Source organism: Proteiniphilum saccharofermentans (genome assembly GCF_900095135.1).
GTDB classification, from domain to species: Bacteria; Bacteroidota; Bacteroidia; order Bacteroidales; family Dysgonomonadaceae; genus Proteiniphilum; species Proteiniphilum saccharofermentans.
In genome coordinates, this window is the sequence record NZ_LT605205.1 from 928,613 (window position 1) to 949,406 (window position 20,794).

23 protein-coding genes are annotated in these 20,794 nt (G+C 42.4%); 16 read left to right on the forward strand and 7 right to left on the reverse strand.

Annotated elements, in window-relative coordinates; all coding sequences use genetic code 11:
- Positions 1-116 precede the first annotated feature (116 nt).
- The 9 genes from PSM36_RS03625 to arsB all read left to right on the forward strand — a co-directional run bounded on the left by PSM36_RS03625 (position 117) and on the right by arsB (position 6,670).
- A complete protein-coding gene (locus tag PSM36_RS03625) occupies positions 117-404 on the forward strand; it encodes an RNA polymerase sigma factor (protein ID WP_232001507.1) in 288 nt (95 codons plus the stop codon).
- 219 nt (positions 405-623) lie between these two features.
- Positions 624-1,103, forward strand: coding sequence for a DUF6265 family protein (locus tag PSM36_RS03630; RefSeq protein ID WP_076928935.1), 480 nt, complete (start codon positions 624-626; stop codon positions 1,101-1,103).
- Position 1,104: 1 nt separating this feature from the next.
- On the forward strand, positions 1,105-1,806 hold the full coding sequence (locus PSM36_RS03635; protein WP_076928938.1) for a type 1 glutamine amidotransferase: 702 nt from the start codon (positions 1,105-1,107) through the stop codon (positions 1,804-1,806).
- Between the two features lie 349 nt (positions 1,807-2,155).
- Positions 2,156-2,353, forward strand: a complete 198-nt coding sequence (locus tag PSM36_RS03640; RefSeq protein ID WP_076928941.1) for a CsbD family protein — start codon at positions 2,156-2,158, stop codon at positions 2,351-2,353.
- A gap of 237 nt (positions 2,354-2,590) precedes the next feature.
- Entirely contained in the window at positions 2,591-3,763 is a 1,173-nt protein-coding gene (locus PSM36_RS03645; protein ID WP_076928944.1) for an IS4 family transposase, read from the forward strand.
- Positions 3,764-3,869: 106 nt separating this feature from the next.
- On the forward strand, positions 3,870-4,106 hold the full coding sequence (locus PSM36_RS03650; protein ID WP_232001508.1) for a four-helix bundle copper-binding protein: 237 nt from the start codon (positions 3,870-3,872) through the stop codon (positions 4,104-4,106).
- 572 nt (positions 4,107-4,678) lie between these two features.
- Positions 4,679-4,999, forward strand: coding sequence for an ArsR/SmtB family transcription factor (locus tag PSM36_RS03655; protein ID WP_076928947.1), 321 nt, complete (start codon positions 4,679-4,681; stop codon positions 4,997-4,999).
- A 177-nt stretch (positions 5,000-5,176) separates the two neighbouring features.
- A complete protein-coding gene (locus tag PSM36_RS03660; protein ID WP_076928949.1) occupies positions 5,177-5,611 on the forward strand; it encodes an arsenate reductase ArsC in 435 nt (144 codons plus the stop codon).
- 15 nt (positions 5,612-5,626) lie between these two features.
- The gene (gene arsB, locus PSM36_RS03665; protein WP_076932020.1) at positions 5,627-6,670 is read left to right on the forward strand and encodes an ACR3 family arsenite efflux transporter; all 1,044 of its coding nucleotides are present in this window, start codon (positions 5,627-5,629) and stop codon (positions 6,668-6,670) included.
- Here arsB and PSM36_RS03670 read toward each other — a convergent pair.
- On the reverse strand, positions 6,663-7,568 hold the full coding sequence (locus tag PSM36_RS03670; RefSeq protein WP_076932021.1) for a helix-turn-helix domain-containing protein: 906 nt from the start codon (positions 7,566-7,568) through the stop codon (positions 6,663-6,665). The genes arsB and PSM36_RS03670 overlap by 8 nt on opposite strands.
- Before the next feature lie 214 nt (positions 7,569-7,782).
- Between PSM36_RS03670 and PSM36_RS03675 the strand changes: the two genes are divergently transcribed.
- The 6 genes from PSM36_RS03675 to PSM36_RS03700 all read left to right on the forward strand — a co-directional run bounded on the left by PSM36_RS03675 (position 7,783) and on the right by PSM36_RS03700 (position 12,194).
- The gene (locus PSM36_RS03675) at positions 7,783-8,853 is read left to right on the forward strand and encodes an alpha/beta hydrolase (protein ID WP_076928951.1); all 1,071 of its coding nucleotides are present in this window, start codon (positions 7,783-7,785) and stop codon (positions 8,851-8,853) included.
- 41 nt (positions 8,854-8,894) lie between these two features.
- Positions 8,895-9,611: a carboxymuconolactone decarboxylase family protein gene (locus PSM36_RS03680; RefSeq protein ID WP_076932022.1), complete on the forward strand. Its 717-nt coding sequence runs from the start codon at positions 8,895-8,897 to the stop codon at positions 9,609-9,611.
- A 19-nt stretch (positions 9,612-9,630) separates the two neighbouring features.
- Entirely contained in the window at positions 9,631-10,191 is a 561-nt protein-coding gene (locus PSM36_RS03685; RefSeq protein ID WP_076928953.1) for an alpha/beta hydrolase, read from the forward strand.
- 11 nt (positions 10,192-10,202) lie between these two features.
- On the forward strand, positions 10,203-10,709 hold the full coding sequence (locus tag PSM36_RS03690) for a cupin domain-containing protein (protein WP_232001510.1): 507 nt from the start codon (positions 10,203-10,205) through the stop codon (positions 10,707-10,709).
- A gap of 101 nt (positions 10,710-10,810) precedes the next feature.
- A complete protein-coding gene (locus tag PSM36_RS03695; protein ID WP_076928955.1) occupies positions 10,811-11,869 on the forward strand; it encodes a winged helix DNA-binding domain-containing protein in 1,059 nt (352 codons plus the stop codon).
- 139 nt (positions 11,870-12,008) lie between these two features.
- On the forward strand, positions 12,009-12,194 hold the full coding sequence (locus tag PSM36_RS03700) for a hypothetical protein (RefSeq protein ID WP_019539593.1): 186 nt from the start codon (positions 12,009-12,011) through the stop codon (positions 12,192-12,194).
- 64 nt (positions 12,195-12,258) lie between these two features.
- Here the strand turns inward: PSM36_RS03700 and PSM36_RS03705 are convergent, their stop codons facing one another.
- Complete coding sequence (locus tag PSM36_RS03705) at positions 12,259-12,882, reverse strand: YiiX/YebB-like N1pC/P60 family cysteine hydrolase (RefSeq protein WP_083710917.1); 624 nt, start codon at positions 12,880-12,882, stop codon at positions 12,259-12,261.
- 214 nt (positions 12,883-13,096) lie between these two features.
- Between PSM36_RS03705 and dinB the strand changes: the two genes are divergently transcribed.
- On the forward strand, positions 13,097-14,182 hold the full coding sequence (gene dinB, locus PSM36_RS03710) for a DNA polymerase IV (protein ID WP_076928957.1): 1,086 nt from the start codon (positions 13,097-13,099) through the stop codon (positions 14,180-14,182).
- 99 nt (positions 14,183-14,281) lie between these two features.
- Here the strand turns inward: dinB and PSM36_RS03715 are convergent, their stop codons facing one another.
- From PSM36_RS03715 to hisS, 5 genes are all read right to left on the reverse strand, one after another.
- Positions 14,282-16,123: an HAD-IA family hydrolase gene (locus PSM36_RS03715; RefSeq protein ID WP_076928960.1), complete on the reverse strand. Its 1,842-nt coding sequence runs from the start codon at positions 16,121-16,123 to the stop codon at positions 14,282-14,284.
- Between the two features lie 35 nt (positions 16,124-16,158).
- Positions 16,159-16,653: a hypothetical protein gene (locus tag PSM36_RS03720; RefSeq protein WP_232001511.1), complete on the reverse strand. Its 495-nt coding sequence runs from the start codon at positions 16,651-16,653 to the stop codon at positions 16,159-16,161.
- Between the two features lie 121 nt (positions 16,654-16,774).
- On the reverse strand, positions 16,775-17,317 hold the full coding sequence (locus tag PSM36_RS03725) for a 1-acyl-sn-glycerol-3-phosphate acyltransferase (protein WP_076928963.1): 543 nt from the start codon (positions 17,315-17,317) through the stop codon (positions 16,775-16,777).
- A 111-nt stretch (positions 17,318-17,428) separates the two neighbouring features.
- Positions 17,429-19,348: an ABC-F family ATP-binding cassette domain-containing protein gene (locus PSM36_RS03730; protein ID WP_076928966.1), complete on the reverse strand. Its 1,920-nt coding sequence runs from the start codon at positions 19,346-19,348 to the stop codon at positions 17,429-17,431.
- Complete coding sequence (gene hisS / locus PSM36_RS03735) at positions 19,349-20,713, reverse strand: histidine--tRNA ligase (RefSeq protein ID WP_076928970.1); 1,365 nt, start codon at positions 20,711-20,713, stop codon at positions 19,349-19,351.
- Positions 20,714-20,794: the final 81 nt, after the last annotated feature.

Below are 20,794 nucleotides of genomic sequence, written 5' to 3' on the forward strand. Positions count from 1 at the left end.
CGATTATAATCTAAATATTAGGCGTAATCTTTCGATTATGATCTAAATTCCCGGTCTGGTTTGCATACTGGCATACGGCCTCCGCTGATGAAAACAAATGGCAGCACATTCTGCAATTGTATAATCAACTCATTCTGATTGAATATTCTCCTGTTGCTGCATTGAATCGGACATTTGCTTTCGCTAAAGTGTACGGACACGAAAAAGCCATTGTTGAAGCAGAAAAGCTGAATCTTACGGGTAACAACCACTATCACGAGTTGTTGGGTTACCTGTATGCCGATATAAATATTGAAAAGGCTGTCAATCAATATGAACAAGCCATCCGGCTTACAAAATCCAAAATGGAAAAACAAACATTACAAAAAGAGATCAATCGCCTGAAAGGGGATAATCGCATATAGCGCTGTTAAGCAATGTTTTGTACTCGTTCTGCAAAGCAATCTCCGGTCATCTTTGCCGGGTTGATCTCCTTTATATAAATCTGACGATTTTTTCTGAATCAACAAAACAAAAACGACTTTGCAGATGTTCCTAATAAATTGAAACTCCGGTTCTAAACTGTCGACAACCGACAGTTTAGAGTTCAATATCTATAACAACCCTTTTAAAATAGATATAAAATGCAAACAATCAGCCGAATAATGATCCTCTTTCTCTCCCTCTTTATGATTGCCTGTTCTTCCAATAAGAGCGAAAACTCAAATAAACCACTATCCTATACAGGATATGATTTTGATTTTTTACTTGGTGAATGGAATAGAACCAATGATGAGGAGGGAAAAAGGACTTTTGAAAATTGGAAAAAGGAGAACGACTCAACTTATATAGGAGAGAGCTTTACATTAAGAGATAACGATACGATTTGGAAAGAGAATACGGTCCTGTCACCCATTGATGGAGTTTGGTATTATCAGGTGAAAATGAAGGGTGATAAGGAATCTACCGATTTCAAAGTGATCGATTATGAAAACAATTCTTTTACTTGTGAGAACAGGCAGAATGAATTCCCTAAAACGATCAGGTACTGGAAAACAGATAATATACTGAATGCGGAGATTGCAGACGATGAAATAAAAATCCCGTTTATATTTGAAAAGTAATATGAAAGTACATTCCCTGCAGCATGTACCCTTTGAAGGATTGGGTTATATTGGAAACTGGTTGACGAAAAATAATCACACGATTACATCCACCCGTTTTTATGAATCTGCCTATCATTTGCCCGAAGCGGAAGATATAGACGTATTGATCGTTATGGGCGGACCGATGGGTGTATATGACGAAGACTCTTTCCCCTGGTTGAAGGAAGAAAAAGCATTTATCAGTAACTGCATTCAATCCGGTAAAAGAGTATTGGGTATTTGTCTGGGCGCTCAACTTATAGCTGAATGTCTGGGTGCTAGGGTAGATAAAGCTGTACATAAGGAAATCGGTTGGTTTCCTGTAATGTGCACGCAAGAAAGTAAGCAGTTAGGGTGGTTTTACGAGTTGTTCAAAGACAATCCGACCGTTTTTCATTGGCATGGCGACAGGTTTGAAATACCGAAGGAAGGACTCAACCTGCTTTCATCCGACGCCAATACCAACCAGGCGTTTTATTACAGCGAAAATGTAATAGGTCTGCAATTTCACCTGGAGGTAACGGAAGAAACGGTCGGGTTAATATCGGAAAACTGTGCCGATGAGCTCTGTGAAAACCCTTGGGTACAAACCAGAGAGCAGATAAAAACCGGAACAATGATCTATGCTGATAACTGCAATTGGATAATGGAAGGGATTTTGCAGAATTTACTGGATGGATAGTGTGAAAAGTTAGATTGCGTTTTCACTTATGATATCTATGAATTTTACGGGAATAAATTACAGGCAATAACTTCGTACTGTATTGCAGACAAAGCTAGGAAAGAATTACAACCGATCTTGTGTGAAATGGATTTACTTTGGATAAACGGTATTGATCCCGGGAAACACCATATGCAATTTGTCAGACCTGTTACTTTTGCGACAGGAGACACCTGCCAATTTTGGTTTATGAGAAAGTTAAATAAAATGGAACCTGGTTAAGGAGCCTGAAAGGACGAACATTCGTAAAGTCGGCCTTGTTTCATGTATGGAGCTTTCAATAAAGAAACTCTTTTAAAGACTGTTAATTATGGATGATTTAAGGTTTAAAGGAAAATGGAACGAGTTGAAAGGTCGCGCCAAACAAGAATGGGCTGATCTGACGGACGACGATCTTCTCTATGAAGAAGGCAAAGAAGATGAACTGTATGGAAAAATCCAACAAAAGACCGGCAAAGCCAAAGATGAAATACGCAACTGGTTTAATCAGCAATTGGACAAACTATAAGTCAGATACTTTACTGTGATAAGGGTAGTTGTCACCAGACAATTTCCCTTATTCTTTTATAAGACAAATTTTTACCATTGAAAAAATAATAACTATGACAACATATCAGGATTATCACTAGTGTCCGGTTAAGCGAATAGCGATTTGCTTGTAGGATTGATGAACAAACGGTTTTGAGCGTTTTTTTTATTTTTCGATTTGAAAATATTTTTCATATTTGTCGTAAAAACGCCAGATATGAATGTAGGGAAAACCGTATTTGCTCAATTAATGTCATTCTTCCCGGACTATGAGTTTAATAAATGTGTTACTAAATACAACGGCAACTATAAAGTGCGAAGCTTTACCTGCCGTGAACATTTCCATGTAATGAGTTTTGCCCAACTCACCTACAGGGAAAGTCTCAGGGATATCGAAGCCTGTTTGAAAGCACTTTCAAGTAAATTATACCATAGCGGTATAAAACAGGCAGTCTCAAAATCCACATTGGCAGAGGCTAATGAAAATCGTGACTGGCGCATTTATGCAGACTTTGCGCAAGTCCTGATAAAGGATGCGCGCAAGCTGTATAAAACAGACAACGATTTTTTACTTGACATTGACAACATGGCCTATGCCCTTGACAGCACAACGATAGACCTTTGTCTCTCATTGTTCCCATGGGCGAAGTTCCGCAAAAAGAAAGCAGCCGTAAAGGCTCATGTCCTTTTGGATCTTCGGGGCTCTATCCCGACTATTATTGAAATAACAGACGGGAGTGTGCACGATGTCAATATACTGGACCATATCACAATTGAACCCGGTGCCATCTATATCATGGATCGGGGATATCTTGACCTGGACAGGCTCCATTCCATTCATTGCAAAGGTGCTTTTTTTATTACCCGGGCAAAGGGGAACACTGCGGTGAAGAGGGTTTATAGCCGGCCGGTCGATAAAACCACGGGGCTCAGGTGTGATCAATCCGTAAGGTTTACAGTCTACAAATCGAAGAAAGAATATCCGGAACTGATTCGCAGGATAAAATCCTTGGACCCCGATACCGGAAACACTTACGTATTCCTGACGAATAACTTTGAGTTAGACGCCTTGCTTATAACTCAGTTATACAAAGGACGCTGGAAGATTGAATTGTTTTTCAAATGGATAAAACAACATCTTCGAATTAAAAATTTTTACGGCACGAGCTACAATGCGGTATGTTGCCAGATATGGATTTCCGTCTGTGCATATCTTTTAGTAGCGATCGTAAAGAAGAGGCTCAATCTGGAGCATTCACTCTACAATTTATTACAGATTTTCAGCCTTACTCTTTTTGAAAAGATGCCTATAAATGAACTATTTACAAAGAGCGATTACAATTTAACAAGTCCGAATGATAATAAACAATTGAATTTGTTTGATTTATAACCGGACACTAGTGCAGGATTATAAATCATGTATTGATGCTTGTCTTGCCTGCGCAAGCGCGTGTAATTATTGTGCTTCTTCATGTACGAAAGAAGAAGATGTGAAAATGATGGCAAAATGTATCCAAACGGATATGGAATGTGCTGCTATATGTTACGCTGCCGCCCAATTGATGAGCCTGGGCAGCGAAAAATCGAAAGAAATATGCAGGTTATGCACCGAAATATGCGACCAATGCGCCGATGAATGTGAAAAACATTCGCACGATCACTGTCGGGAATGTGCGGAAGCTTGCAGGAAGTGTGCCGATGAATGTCGGAAAATGGTAGGATCCCATTATTAATTCTGTGATCGAAAATCTGTAGGGGAGAATCCGGCTATCTTTTTGAACATCCGGCTGAAATGGTGCGGATACTTGAATCCCAATAAAATTTTGTTTCTATTCTGAATTTTAGACCCAATACTTCGATTATAATCGAAGTATTGGGCTGATTTTTCGGTTATGATCTGAATTTTTAGCCTGATCAAAGTATCGAGGTATCAAAAACATCTGAATCTGAAGCAATATAAACAAGAATGATTACATTATTTGCCCATATGATAGGATTGGAGGTACTTCTTTTTAAAAAAATCATAGGAGAAATAGATTAAAAATTTGTTCATTTAAAATAATGTTCGTAATTTTACGAACATTATTGTTAAGCAAGAGCAGAGTAACAGACGACAAACCGAAATCAAAGGACAAACTTGTTTGGATTTTGATGAGCTGAGAAGGAAGATGGCAAAGTCAAATTTATTTATCTTGCCGAACGCAGAATTGAAAATCGAGGAGCGAAGGCGACTCAATTACCAATTAAGGAGCGAAGGCGACTCAAAACGACTAATGTAATTGAACAATTTAATGTAATTTTGAATATGAAGATCAATAATAATATCGAAGAACAGGAAATTGTTGCCCGTTTTGCCAAGGCAATGGGGCATCCTACCCGGATTGCGATATTGCTATTTTTAGCATCACAGGAAAGTTGTTTTTTTGGTGATATTCACGATGAACTTCCGATAGCAAAAGCTACCGTATCTCAGCATCTGAAAGAACTCAAGGAAGCAGGTCTAATTCAGGGAGAGATAGAAACCCCCAAAGTGAGGTATTGCATCAACAAAGAGAACTGGGTAATAGCCAGTAAGCTGTTCGCAAACCTTTTTAGTGTATATGCCACAAAAGATGTATGCTGTTAATGGCATATATTTTTTTATAATTATGTTCGTTGTTTGGCGAACAACGATTGATGATAATTGTATGGAAATAAAAATATTCGATACAGAATGCTCAAGGTATGAATGAAACTCAGAAAGTCATAAGCAAATAGGGTAGTACAATTATATTTCTTGCTTTAATTGAAAAACAAATAACAAATGAAAATATTAATTCTTTGCACCGGTAATAGTTGCAGAAGCCAGATGGCTCACGGATTTTTACAATCTTTTGATGATATGTTAGAAGTCTTTTCTGCCGGAACAAGACCTGCGGAAAAAGTTAATTCAATGGCCGTTCAGGTTATGTCTGAAATAGGTATAAATATCACTAACCACATTCCGCGTAGTATTGAGAAGTATAAAGACCAGGAATGGGATTATGTAATAACGGTATGTGATAGCGCAAAAGAGAGTTGTCCGGTATTTTCCGGTAAGGTAAAACATCGTTTACATATTGGATTTGATGATCCTTCCGAAGTTACCGGGACCCCCGAGTTTATTAAAAACGAATTTCTACGGGTTAGGGATGAGATAAAAATGCGTTTTCAGGAATTATATATGAATCAGATTAAGCCGGAGTTATCCCGCGGATAGTTGATGATTATTGGAATGGAAAAGAAACAGGGGATAAGTGCTTTTGAAAAGTACCTCACCATATGGGTGGCTATTTGTATTGTCGTAGGTATTGCTATAGGACAATGGTTTCCGGTCATCCCGGAAACGTTGAGTAAGTTTGAATATGCCAATGTATCAATTCCTGTAGCTGTTTTGATATGGTTAATGATATTTCCAATGATGCTCAAAGTCGACTTTCAGAGTGTCAGAGATGTGGGTAAACGGCCGAAAGGAATAATTATCACCTGTATTACCAACTGGTTGATTAAGCCTTTTACGATGTTTGGGATTGCCTATTTATTCTTTTTTGTATTGTTTAAAGCATTCATCCCGTCGGAATTGGCAGAAGATTATTTGGCTGGGGCAGTATTGCTTGGTGCTGCGCCTTGCACGGCAATGGTATTTGTATGGAGTTATCTCACCAAAGGAAATGCAGCCTATACACTTGTACAGGTGGCTGTAAACGATTTGATCATACTTGTGGCATTTGTACCTGTTGTGGCGTTTTTGCTGGGGATGGGTGGAATTTTCATACCCTGGAATACATTAATAATTTCAGTATTTCTCTTTGTTGTAATACCGCTTGTGGCGGGTGTTATCACCCGTATTACAGTGATAAAGAAAAAAGGGATGGAATACTTCAATAACGTTTTTATAAATAAGTTCAACAACCTCACAATTGGTGGACTTTTGCTTATGCTGATAATTCTTTTTTCTTTTCAGGGAGAAACCATATTAAATAATCCCCTGCATATTTTACTGATAGCCATTCCATTGATAATACAAACCGTTTTCATCTTCTTCGTGGCATATGGATGGGCAAAATGGTGGAAACTTCCGCATGACATTGCTGCCCCTGCAGGAATGATTGGGGCAAGCAATTTTTTTGAACTGGCTGTGGCTGTTGCCATTTCACTTTTCGGATTACAGTCAGGCGCAGCGCTGGCAACGGTTGTCGGAGTATTAGTAGAAGTTCCTGTTATGCTTATGCTTGTCAGAATAGCTAACAATACGCGAGAGTGGTTTAAAGCTACATAGCCTGGCTTATCGCTCTATACTCACTTGGAGAAATACCTGCTGATTTTTTGAACATGCGACTGAAATGCTGCGGGTATTTAAACCCCAATTCATAAGCAATCTCGTTGATAGTTTTGTCACTATCGAAAAGTTTGTCTTTGGCAACGTCAATGATTTTGGCCTGAATGTATTCCTGCGCAGATTTTCCTGTTTCTTTCCTGATTAAATCACCAAAATAATTAGCTGACAGGTTGAGTTTGTCAGCGCAGTAAGCGACAGAAGGCAAACCTGTTTCTACGGGGTTATCTGATAAAAAATAACTGTCCAATAAGTTTTCAAATCTTTCCAGAATACCTTTATTGACATCCTCTCGGGTGATAAACTGGCGGTCATAAAAACGTTCGCAGTAATTGAGGAAAAGCTCGATACCGGAAGCAATCAATGTCTTGCTATGCTTGTCAACCGAATGTTGCAGTTCATCTTCTATTTTAGAAAACAAATCCAACACCAAATGACGTTCTTTTGCCGACAAATGCAAAGCTTCGTTAGTGTTGTAGCTGAAAAAGGTATAATCGTTCATACGCCCGGCAAGAGATGTGCCACGTATCAGGTCGGGATGGAAAACCAGTGCATGTCCCATAGGTTGGTAGTAATCCGTTTTATTTTCAACGTCTATAAATTGTCCGGGCGAAATAAAAACCAATGTTCCTTCCTGATAATCGTAATAATGGCGTCCGTATTTCAAATCACCACAATCAACCTCTTTCAGGAAGATGCAATAAATTCCGAAATTCATTTTATGTCCCGTCCTTTCCTTTGCTTTTGAGAAATCAATCACACTCACTAATGGATGTAACGTTTCAAGATTGTTAAAAGCATTGTACTCGCTAATTGTATCAAAATTGAGAACCTTTTCCATTGCCGTCATAATTTATTAGCGCAAATTTAATCATTCCGATAGACACTCTGCTACTTTTATGTGATAATCAGTAATATTGGTAGAATAAACAGTAATATATATACGATTATAATATGCTAAAGCCCGAAATTTGTGATTGATAAAAAGGCAAAAATTAATCATTCTGTTATTATCCATATAAAGAGATTAGTGTCCGGTAAAATTAAAAATAGATATGAAGAAATTATTATTCGTTAGTGCATTATATTTATTCACCATTGCATCTAATATGGGTGCTCAAACAATAAAGAAACAGAAGCCTTTAGTTATTGAACAGCAGGGAAGTTTTGCCGTGGGCGGTAGTGTAATCACCAATCCCGGTACATTCGATCCGATCACGCGAACCCCGGAGGGGCAGACTTTCCACGGAGATCATGCATATATCACTTATCAAATCCCTGTTAAAGCCCGCAAACTGCCTTTAGTGTTCTGGCACGGTATAGGACAATTCTCGAAAACATGGGAGACAACCCCCGACGGACGGGAGGGATTTCAGAATATATTCCTGCGCCGGGGTTTTGGTGTATATCTTATTACCCAACCACGACGAGGCAATGCCGGGCGCAGTACCGTACCGGTTACTATAAATCCGGTTCCCGATGAGCAGGAATGGTTCAGCACATTTCGTTTGGGGGTATGGCCTGACTTTTTCGACGGGGTACAATTCGACAGGAGTGAAAAAACACTCAACCAGTATTTCCGGCAAATGACCCCAAATATGGGAGCATTTGATACGGAAGTAATCACTGATGCCATTCCTGGACTTTTCGACAAAATAGGTAAGGGTGTTCTTGTTACACATTCCCATTCGGGAGGGTTCGGGTGGCTGACCGCTATGGATAATCCCAATGTAAAAGCTATCGCATCTTATGAACCCGGAAGCGGGTTTGTATTCCCCGAGGGTGAAGTACCCGACCCCATACCCGGTTCGTCGGGAGCACTCACAGCCAATAGTGTGTCGATGGAGGACTTTATGAAACTTACTAAAATTCCAATCATCATATACTATGGCGATTTTATTCCTGAAAAGCAAATAGAAAACCCGGGTATCGACGGTTGGCGCACCCGTCTGGAAATGGCAAGAAAGTGGAGAGACGTTGTAAATAAATACGGTGGGGATGTAACAGTGGTACATCTGCCTGAGATCGGGATTAAAGGCAATACCCATTTCCCGTTTTCAGACCTGAATAATATCGAAATAGCCGATTTGTTATCAGAGTGGTTGAAAGAAAAACGACTGGATTAGGAAACAGGTTCAAAACAAAGAACATGGATAAAAATAAGAATATGAAGAAAGTAAGTTTATGTATAGTAATAATTACGCTGTTACTGGGTATATCCGGTAATATAAATGCGCAGAATGATATGTTGGACGAGAAACAAAAAAAGATAATTACCATTTCCGGACTGACGGCAAAAGGTGATTTAGAGAAGCTGAAAACAGAACTAAATGCCGGTCTCGAAGCCGGACTTACCATCAATGAAATAAAGGAAGTATTGATACACCTTTACGCATATTGCGGATTTCCCCGCAGTATCCGGGGACTACAAACTTTCATGGAAGTGCTGGACGAACGAAGAGCCGGCGGGATTACCGATAAACTGGGTGTAAAAGCCTCTCCTATAAATGATGACGGTAACAAGTATGAAAGGGGCAAAAAGATTTTAGGAGAACTTACCCAAACACCCCAACCCGAAACGCTTTCGGGATATTCGGCTTTTGCACCGACCATAGACACTTTTCTGAAAGAACATCTGTTTGCGGATATCTTTGAACGTGATGTACTTACTTATGCCGAAAGGGAACTGGTAACCGTTTCGGTAATCAGCTCGATTGGGAATGCAGAACCGATGCTCCGTTCGCATTTGACCATTTGCCTGAACGTAGGCCTGGCCCCGCAACAATTAAATGAATTTGTGGATATTATTCAATCGACCATTGGCGAGGAAGAGGGAAAATCTGCCCGGTTGGTTTTGGATGAAGTCCTAAAAAATAAGAAGTAAAATTTAGAAGTTTCAGAAAATGAAAAAAATAACATCAATAATCGCAATAGCAACGTCAATAGCAGCTACAGATGTGGTAGAAGCACAGTCCATTCAAAATGAGCGTCAACAAAATCCTTACAGCCTTGTGTATGATGGTGCTATAACTCAAAATGAAAAAGGAAAAGTAAATATCCATCCCGTTACTTATAAAATCAAAGATATTACAATAGCTGCCAATGTTTACACTCCGGCTAATTATGATACTTCTCAAAAATATCCGGCCATTGTAATTGCGCATCCCAATTCCGGTGCTTATCCCAACTCCGGAGGTGCTTACACACTAAGTAGCTTGCTCGACCTGATGAGTTGGGATGCAACCGACCAGATCGAACTGATTAACCAGCCCCTACTGATGATCGCCGGTAGTAGAGCTGACAGCTATTATATGACGGACGATGCTTTTAACAAGGCAATCAATGCAAAGAATAAAGAGTTGTTCCTCATTCAAGGTGCTACCCATATAGAAACCTATTGGAAGCCTGAATATGTATCGCAAGCGGTGAATAAATTATTGAACTTTTATCAGGCTAATCTTTAAAACTTAGAAGAATGAACTTTGAAAATTTCAAAATAATGGGATTTAAAAATATAGTTGTAATATTCCTATTCGGGACATTGGTATTGTCGTGTAATCAACAAAGTCAGTCGGAACAGGCCGTACAAACTGAATCACAAGAACCTGTCTTTGCAAAAGGAGAAAAAATTACCAACGATAATTTTACAGGGACTGCATGGCTCAATAACTTAATTTTTCCTGATAGCCTTAATCAGAATGCAGTAGGAAGTGTAACCTTCGAGCCCGGAGCAAGAACCAGGTGGCATACCCACCCCGCGGGACAGATTATATTGGCTATAGACGGAGTTGGCTATTATCAGGAGAGAGGAAGTCCAAAGGTTATCGTGAAAAAAGGTGATGCGGTAAAATGTCCTGCCGACATCCCACATTGGCACGGAGCAAGTGCCGATACTGAGTTTGTACAGATTGCCATTACCGGTAGGGAAAATGGCGAAACAGTATGGTTGGAAGAAGTAACGGATGAAGAGTACTATAATTAAGGGACAAAGAGTAGGAATGATATAAAATATCCTGTTTCGTGACTGATGATATTTTCCCGATTTAAATTGTAAATTTGTGAAAATCATTAATCGGCACAGGCATGAATACATCAGAATTGCTCAATATCCGTCTATACAACCAATTGCTTTTAACTCATGAAATAAAAGAACCCTGCGATATCGTTTCATGGATGGGTGCCATGCAGGCCCAGGCGCTTGACTTGGCTAAATGGGCAATTGGTGCACGTCTGGAAAACAGGAATGTGAAGGACATCGATGAAGCATTGAACGCGGGGAAGATTATCCGTACCCATATTTTACGCCCTACCTGGCATTTTGTGTCAGCAGAGGATATTCACTGGATGTTCGACCTTTCCAATCCGCGGTTGAAACCCATCTATCGTTCATATGCGAAAACATTCGGTGCAGACGAGTCGCTGATATATCGTGCTGTTCCTGTACTGGAAAGGGTACTGATGGGAGGGAAGCACCTGACTAAACAGGAAATCGGGGATGCCTTGCACGAACAGGATATAATACTGGATGATGGACACCTGCAACTGACCCTATCTTATGCCGAGATGGAAGGAATCCTGATTAACGGGCGGTTAAAAGGAAATAAGCAGACTTTCACTCTGTTTGAAGAGTGGGTTGCCCGCCGGAAAACCCTGAGCAAAGAAGAGGCGCTGGAATGTTTGGCACGGAGATTTTTTACAAGCCACGGCCCTGCTACCATCCATGATTTCGTCTGGTGGTCGGGATTGACTATGACAGAATGTCGACAGGCTATCGAAATGATCCGGACGGACTTTATTTGCGAGACGATAAACGGGCGTGATTTCTGGATGAGAAACGATACCAAAACTCCTCCTGCGGATGAGAACTATGCTTTGTTGCTTCCTCCGTTCGATGAATTTGTGGTGAGCTATAAAAACCGTTCCGAAATAATTGAAGACACACACTATGGCAAAGTGATGACGAAAAACGGCCTGTTTTCCCCAACAATTATACTGAATGGGGAGATTATCGGCTCCTGGAAGAAAGTTACTCAAAAAGGCTCTCCCCGAATAGAACTCTCTTTTTTCGAAAAAACACCTAAAAGAAAACAAGACCTCTTCAAATCCGAAATAAAACGATTGGAGCACTTCTATTCCATCTGATAGCAGGAATAAAAAATTATCAAATAATCTTATGTCTCTTTTATTGTTTTATTAAATTTTGACTAAATTTGCAGTGATTATATAATTTGAATATTTTACGGATAATGTATTAGTTATTAATTATATAAATATGGGCATTATGTGTGAGAAAACACGAAAAACAGGTTCCTCAAGCGATGCTGTCTATGGATTGGGGCTGATAGGTGCAGCCATCTATTTTATCTCCACCGCCACGACGTTTTGGATGGGAGTGCTGGGATTCCTGAAAGCGATTGTATGGCCGGCATTCCTGGTGTATGAAGCTTTCAGATACCTGCTGGCCTGATCGGGGAGATTGATTTTTCCCGGCTCAAAGATAAAATAAGGGCATAGAGTACCGGTAATTTATCTTAAAAATGAAACGGGCCTAAGAATTCCAGTTTGTCGCTTGCTGCCAGTCCATTGGGATTGCATCCCGGTTCTCCTTCGGGAATTGTTACGCCAAGACTGTCGTAATAGGTTACCCATGTGTCATCGAATTCTCCTGTCTCCGGATTGATAAAAGTCATGGGATTCAGTTCAAAGATGGAATCATTCTCAAACATCCTGTAGATAAATTCCGAACAATAATGGCTTGTGTCGTTCCATATATAGGAGAAATTATAGGGTTTTCCTAACATCTCTTCAGCCAGTATCCATCCTTTTTCGATACTACCTCTGTATTCATCCTTTAACCTGTAACGGTAAACGGCTGACCCCCGCTCATCCATAAAATCTTGTAGTAATATCTTACGGGTTCCATCTTTTGGAGAAGCGTCCAGTACCCAGATGGTATCAGAACTGATATGGATAATAGCTACATGTTCGTAGTTTGTTTTCATTTCCGTTTGAGTGACCCGGCTAATGGCGGAGGAGAGTCCGTGATCTTCTGCCACTACAAATAAAAGATCCCCATCCCTGATCTCATTCTTGTTGGAACAGGAGTATGCCAGTGCCAATAGGCAGCAAAAAAGTATGATATTCCTTCTTTTCATTCCGATTAAACGTGAAAAAACTCATTATCTTATCCAAAGATAATCTTTTCCTCGTGAATATCAATCCTTGAATGGTGGGAACATTCTATTAAAAATGGAGTGATAAAGAGAGATTGAGTTTGATGTTGATACTCTTCAGATAGATTTATGACACCTGAATAATTTTTCCTCGTTCCTTTTGAATTATAATAAATTGAGACTATATTTGTTACTTATGAATCGAAAGGTAATCCATATCGACATGGACGCTTTCTACGCATCCATTGAACAGCGCGATAATCCCGACCTTCGGGGTAAACCGGTCGCGGTGGGATATGGTGAAAAACGGGGTGTGGTCGCGGCGGCGAGTTATGAAGCACGTAAATATGGGGTTCATTCGGCGATGGCTTCGGTGACGGCTCTACGCAAATGTCCTCATATTATTTTTGTTATGCCCCGGTTCGATGTCTACCGAAGCATCTCCAACCAGATCATGCAGATCTTTCTTGAATATACCGATAAGGTGGAACCTCTCTCACTTGATGAGGCATTTCTTGATGTGACGGTGAACTATAGAGGATTACGTTCCGCAACCATGATTGCGAAGGAGATCAAACAAAAGATTTTTAACCGTACGCGCCTTACTGCCTCTGCAGGTGTTTCCTACAATAAATTCCTGGCAAAGATCGCTTCGGACTATAATAAACCGGACGGGCTGTTCGTCATTGAACCGGATAAGGCGGAGGATTTTATAGAAAAATTGCCTATAGGTAAGTTTTTCGGGGTAGGGAGAGTGACGGCGGCACGAATGGTGGAACTGGGTATCAACACGGGATACGACCTGAAGCAGTGGAGTGAAGTCGATCTGGTACGCGAGTTCGGGAAGGCGGGGATTGGCTATTATCATTTTGCCAGAGGTATAGATGACCGGGAGGTGGAGTCGGAGAGAGTCCGTAAGTCGCTGGGTGCCGAAGAGACTTTTCTGGAAGACCTGAATGAAATTGTGGATATGCTGGCCGCACTCGATGGGATCGCGCGCGAGGTATTCCGCAGGGCCGAAAAACGGAAATTTCTTGCCAGGACACTCACGCTGAAGATCAAGTATGCCGATTTCACCATCATAACCCGAAGCAGAACTGTAAATTATTACATCAAGACCTACCGAGAGTTGTTCGAATTAGGTAAGGAACTGTTATTACAGGTCGATGATCTGGAAGAGAAAAAGATCCGCCTGATGGGACTTACCCTGAAAAATGCCGATGTCGACTCAACCCACCTACCGGTCGATGGATTTCAGTTATCACTTGATTTTAAGGACTGAATACTGATTAAGAATTACCAATTACCAATTACCAATTACCAATTACCAATTACCAATTACCAATTACCGAGTGCCATTACCATTGTCAATTATCCATTGTCAATTATCCATTGTCCATTGTCCATTGTCCATTATCCATTGTCCATTTCCAAAGCCGAATAATTCTAAAAGAGATAGTCCCCCTATAAGAAGAGTAACGAGTATGACCGCTGTAAAAATAATTAGCAGAAGACTATAAAAGAACATCAACATTGTCCGTCTGATAGTTTGCCACCAGGTGCCACGGAAAAGTTGCTTATAATCCCATACAAACAATACAAAGATACCTAAAACGGAAAGATCATATAAATTGCCTACTTCAGCCTTCCCTCGAAATAACAAATAAATGCTGCTGACAAGCAGTATCTGACCGGCAATATATGTTTGCACAAAAATATGTTCGGTATAATTATAGTGGCGGTTATAGACCCGTTTGCGAAAAGCCATACGGGTAGCCAACGCAAAAAGAGGAAGAGTAAAAATGATACTGACGGCCTTGTTTCCATGTGCCCAGTTCTTCAGAATATTCCATACCCTTTGCATGAAAGGACTTTCTATCAGTTTTCTTTCAGAAATATGTACCGTGTTATCTACAATGTTATCTATCCAGTCAGGAGAGATGTCAGTATCCTCTTTCCCATCATGGCCCGATTGGGACTTTTGGGTGTCTGATTGACCGGATTCCAACTCAACAGGTCTGTTTAAATATCTGATAGCTTGTTCCAACACTTTTTTACCGGTTTCATCCTGCATGGTGTCCAACTGCATTTGTAACTGATCTCTGGCAGCCATTATTTCCTGTTGTTTTGTCGATTTAACGGTATTATCCTTTTTTAATGCATCAGGATCGATAAACTGAACCAGCAAAATATATACGGCAGCCAATACAAAAAGCGTCTGAAAAGGACGAAAATACCGGACACGTTTTCCCGCAATGAAATCATTGATCATGTATCCCGGCCGGTATAACAGTTCAAGTAATGTGTATCCGAACCCCCGGTCGATATTGCTTAATCCGCCCAATGCATGCAAAATGCCTGACCGGAAGTTGAACCGTCGTATATCTTTGCTTTGGGCGCAATGATTACAATAGTTTCCGGTGAACGTATGTCTGCAGTTTTTACAAATGGTGGTTTCTTTCGGATCAGCCTCAGGGGTGGAACGTCCCCTGATCTGTTTGATATGGATCATCCTTCGGAATGCTACCCATTTCCGGAGTTGAAAGTATCTATGGTAAATACTTTTCCAACCTTTCCGTGTTGGAGGGAACAGCAAATCGTTTAAATCAGTCAGTATGACCCGGTGCGGAAAAGACTGTAATTCCCCCGCTGTTGTCATTCCGGTCAGCACGCCGGCGAAGTCCACGCCGGCCTCCATTGCTGTTTCGGCATCGACCAGAGAGTCTCCGACATACAATGTTTCTTCCCGGGAACAACCCAGTTGCGCAAGCGCCAGAAATACACCTTCCGGCGAGGGTTTATGCGATTCTACGTCCTCGCCTCCGATGATCACATTAAAAAAATCATTGGGAAAGTAATCTTTCAGGAAGGTCTCTATCCTGAAACGGAATTTGGTGGAGACAATACCCATCCGCGCTCCCTGTTCCTTCAGCCTGGTTAAAACGGCAATAGTTGCGGGGAAGAGAACCGTATTTGCATTCATATGGATATTTGCCTCTTCGGAATATTCTTTTTGCATGGACGCCAATTGTTCCGGGTCGGTTATCCCTGTAAGAATAGAAAACGATTCTTTTAAGGTTTTCCCGATCGTACGTTTGATCGCATCGTCAGTAATATCCCTGAATTGTCGACGATCAAGGACATTCCTGAAACATATAAGGATTCCCTGTGATGAATCGGCCAGCGTATAATCGAAATCGAATAGATAGGCAGTGTAGTTCATTGAATGCAATTTTCGGTAAAGGTAATATTTTGAAGTTAAGATTGCAGGCTTTTCCCTTTCGGCATGGCTTTCAGTATATTTTTGCGGACAGTACGTATAGCGGGAACTAAATCGTGTTCCATCATTTCGAGTATTGTTTTAAGTTCCTGCAATAATTCCGGTGTGAGACGGCAAAGTTCATAAGCCAGCTTCATGCAAAGGGATTGTACGCCCGGTAGTTCCCGCTTCGAGATCATCCGTTCCAAGCAGAAATCCAGCAAATCGATCCGTGGTGGATGGTGTAATGGCTGCCGGAACAATAAAGAGAGGATCAGCCTTCGTTTTCCCGGATGTTCACACACCAGGAGAGCGTCGATCAATTCATCCTGTTTATCATATAACCATACATTTTCGCCTGAGGAGAAATGGGTCATTACCCAGGCTGCATTATAACCTATACTGTCGTCATTGTCGAAAAGGCATTCATACAATTCCTGCTTTTTCTGATTATTATTTTGGACAAGAAAGGTGATTTCATGAATGTCTTGCATTCCTATCCGGTGGGATAGTCTGGTTTTTAGATCAGAATTTGTTTCCGGTGCCATAGTGTCCATCTTAAATGGGGAGTTGAACTTCTGATAAACAGGCGGGATTTTGGATTGCCTTGATATCCTATAGTAAAAAGTTCTCAGGCTTCTTTCCCTGAATACCTTTGTAACGGGATTTTATCTCCTCGATATCCTTCTCATAATCTCCGGAAGGATGGATGAGGCCCAGAGACAAGGCTTCCTTTGTGCTGTAATCCAGACCGACCAACAATATCGGCACACCCGCTTTATACGCAATATAGTAAAATCCCTTTTTCCACTCTTTCACCGGCTTACGTGTCCCTTCCGGGGTGATAGCCAGTTGCATCTGGTCGCGTCGGTTGAACTCCGATGCCAGGGTATCGGTGAGTGAGGAATTCTTTTCCCTGGTTACCGGGATGCCCCCTAAACTCTTAAAGAACAGGTTGAAAGGAAAGACGAACCACTCTGCCTTAATAAGGAAGTTGGCGGTCCTGCCGATAGAGGAGTAAGCCACCTTTGCTATCAGGAAATCCCAGTTGCTGGTATGAGGCGCCACGGCGATCACGCATCTGGAGAGAACGGGAAATTCGCCCCTGACTCGCCAGCCGAGGATTTGATTGAAAATAAATTTACTGATCCGTTTCATTCTCTCTGTTTCTTAATGATTAATATGCCGGTAGGAGTGCATTTTGAAGGATTATTCCGGTTTAGGGCGCTATAGCGCCCGGTACAGCCGTAACATCACCTGATTTACAGATCAGAGTTCGTTCTGCAACTGTTCCCAATGGTGCATTGTCTGGTCTAACCGGGCTTTGGTGTCCAGATATTTCTGCAGTAAATCCATATCCGATGCACCTTCCGGAGTGGAGAGTGTCGCTTCCATCTCCGAGATCTTCTTTTCAAGCGCTTCTATCTTATTTTCCGCCTCTTCAATCTGCTTCTCCAACTTGCGCTGTTTACGATTCAATTCTTTTTGTTCCTGATAAGAGAGTTTGCTCTCCGACGGTTGCTCCTGTTTCTTCTCCATTTTAGCTGCCACAGTTGTAGAGAGTTCCAACTGCTGCAGGGTTTCCAGCTTCTTTTTGTCCAGAAAGTCATAGATGCCACCCAGGTGTTCCGTCACTTTTCCTCCGCCGAACTCATATACTTTGCTCACCAGTCCGTTCAGGAAGTCGCGGTCGTGCGATACGATGATAGCAGTACCGTCGAATTCGCTGATCGCTTTTTTCAGTACCTCTTTCGAAGCGATATCGAGGTGGTTGGTCGGCTCATCCAGAATAAGCAGGTTGACCGGCTCCAGAAGTAGGCGGATCATCGCCAGACGGCTTCGTTCGCCACCCGACAACACCTTCACTTTTTTGTCGGACGCTTCGCCACCAAACATAAAGGCGCCGAGGATATCACGTATTTTGGTGCGGACATCTCCCACCGCCACATAGTCGATGGTATCGAATACCGTCATCTCCTCATCCAGCAGTTGTGCCTGGTTCTGGGCAAAGTAACCGATCTTCACATTATGTCCCAGTTCCAGTTTTCCACCGTGATCGATCTCGTTCATGATGCATTTCACAAGGGTGGACTTCCCTTCACCGTTCTTTCCTACGAATGCCACCTTCTCACCCCGCTCGATGGTGAGCGTGACATCTTTGAAAACAAGATGGTCGCCATAGCTTTTCAATACTTCTTCCATGACGACGGGGTAGGAGCCTGAGCGTGGTGCGGGTGGGAATTTCAGGTTGAGTTGCGAATTATCCACCTCATCCACCTCGATCCGTTCTATTTTCTCCAATTGCTTGATGCGCGACTGTACCTGGTTCGATTTAGTCGCCTTGTATCGGAACCGTTCTATAAATTCTTCGGTATCCTTGATCTGCTTCTGCTGATTTTCGTAGGCCCTCTGCTGTTGCTCCCGCCGTTCCCGGCGCAACTCCAGATATTTGGAGTAATTCACTTTATAGTCGTGGGCACTGCCCAGCACGATCTCTATAGTCCGGTTGGTCACGGCATCCAGGAAAGCCCGGTCGTGCGACACCAGCATAACGGCGTTGGAGTGTGTAGTGAGGAAATTCTCCAGCCACTGGATCGACTCTATGTCGAGGTGGTTGGTCGGTTCGTCGAGCAGCAGCACATCCGGCGCCTGCAACAAGATTTTCGCCAATTCGATACGCATGCGCCAGCCACCGCTGAATTCACGAGTAGGGCGGTCGAAATCGCTCCGCAGAAACCCAAGCCCCATCAGCGTCTTTTCCACTTCGGCCTCGAAATTGTGGATCCCCGACATTTGTAAAAGTTCCTGCAAGTCAGTCGCCCGTTCAATCACCGTCTGGTAGGCTTCTGTCTCGTAATCGGTGCGTTCGGCCATTTCGGTGTGCAGTTGTTCTAACTCTTTCTCCATCTTTTGCAGGTGGGAGAAAGCGAGGGAAGCTTCTTCACGTACGGTACGGCTGTCGCTCAGCTTCATTTGCTGCGGCAGGTAACCGATGGAGACGCCTTTGGGTAAGGAGACAGCACCGCCGGAAGGCTGTTGCAGCCCCGCCATAATCTTCAGGAGCGTCGATTTCCCTGCACCGTTCTTGCCGGCAAGGGCTACCCGCTCGTTCCTGTTCAGGACGAATGATATACGGTCAAGTAGGGTGAAACCGCCGAACTCAACGGTAAGGTTCTCTATACTGAGCATTTAGTAGTTCTTTATATCACTGATGATCTCCTGAATGGTTACCGGCTTTTGTTCTCCGGTTTCCATATTCTTCAACATGATTTTTCCCTCTTTCATTTCGTTTTCGCCCACGATAGCCACGAAAGGGATATGATTACTGTCGGCATACGACATCTGTTTTTTCATCTTGGCCGTATCGGGATAAAGTTCGCAACGGATACCGGCGCTTCTCAGTTGTTGCATTGCGGGAAGGAGATAAGCGGCTTCCTTTTCGCCGAAATTGACGAATAGCAGGTCTGTAGTATACGTGAAATTTTCTGGAAAAAGGTCGAGTTGATTCAGTACGTCGTAAATCCGGTCGGCGCCGAATGAGATTCCCACGCCGGAGACGCCCGGTAACCCGAAGATGCCGGTTAGGTTGTCGTATCTGCCACCGCCGGTGATGCTTCCGATTTCCACGTCGAGTGCTTTCACTTCGATGATAGCGCCTGTATAATAGTTGAGTCCCCGTGCCAGAGTCAGGTCGAGTGTCAACTCATTTTTCAGTGAAAGCAGGTCTGTCTTATCGAAAATATATTCTATCTCTTCCACGCCTTTCAATCCGGTAGGAGAGGATGCCAGTACCTCTTTCAGCTGACTGAATTTTTCCCGGGTGGTGCCACTCAGCAACAGGATTGGTTGTAACTTTTCTATCGCCTCTTGTGTGATCCCTTTCGATGCCAGCTCTTCGTTCACTTTTTCCGTGCCGATCTTGTCAAGTTTATCGATGGCGACGGTGATATCGGTGATCTTATCGGCTTCACCAATGATCTCGGCGATACCGGAAAGTATCTTGCGGTTGTTCAGTTTCACCGAAACACGGATGCCGAATTGGGAAAAGACTTCGTCGATGATCTGGATCAACTCCACCTCGTTGAGCAGGGAGTCGGATCCCACGATATCGGCATCACACTGGAAAAACTCGCGGTAACGTCCTTTTTGGGGACGGTCGGCACGCCATACCGGTTGTATCTGGTAGCGTTTGAAGGGAAAGGTGATGTCGTTTCGGTGCATCACAACGTAACGGGCGAAAGGAACGGTAAGGTCATACCGAAGCCCTTTCTCCGAAATCTTATTGGCTGTCTTCGCGGAATTACCTTCGGTAATATCTTCCGCACTCATATCTCCTAAGAAGTGGCCGGAGTTGAGTATCTTGAACAGCAGTTTATCGCCCTCTTCGCCATATTTCCCCATCAGGGTGGAGAGGTTTTCCATTGCCGGCGTTTCAATCTGGCGAAAGCCGTAAAGACGATACACCTCTTTGATCGTATAGAAAATATAGTTCCGTTTCGCCGTCTCTTCAGGCGAAAAATCCCTTGTCCCTTTAGGTATAGAAGGTTTTTGCATTGTTCTCTTGATCTTTGTTTAGGGCTACAAAGATAATGATTTTTGACGTACAGGAATAATACTAAAAAACGAGTTCCGGAT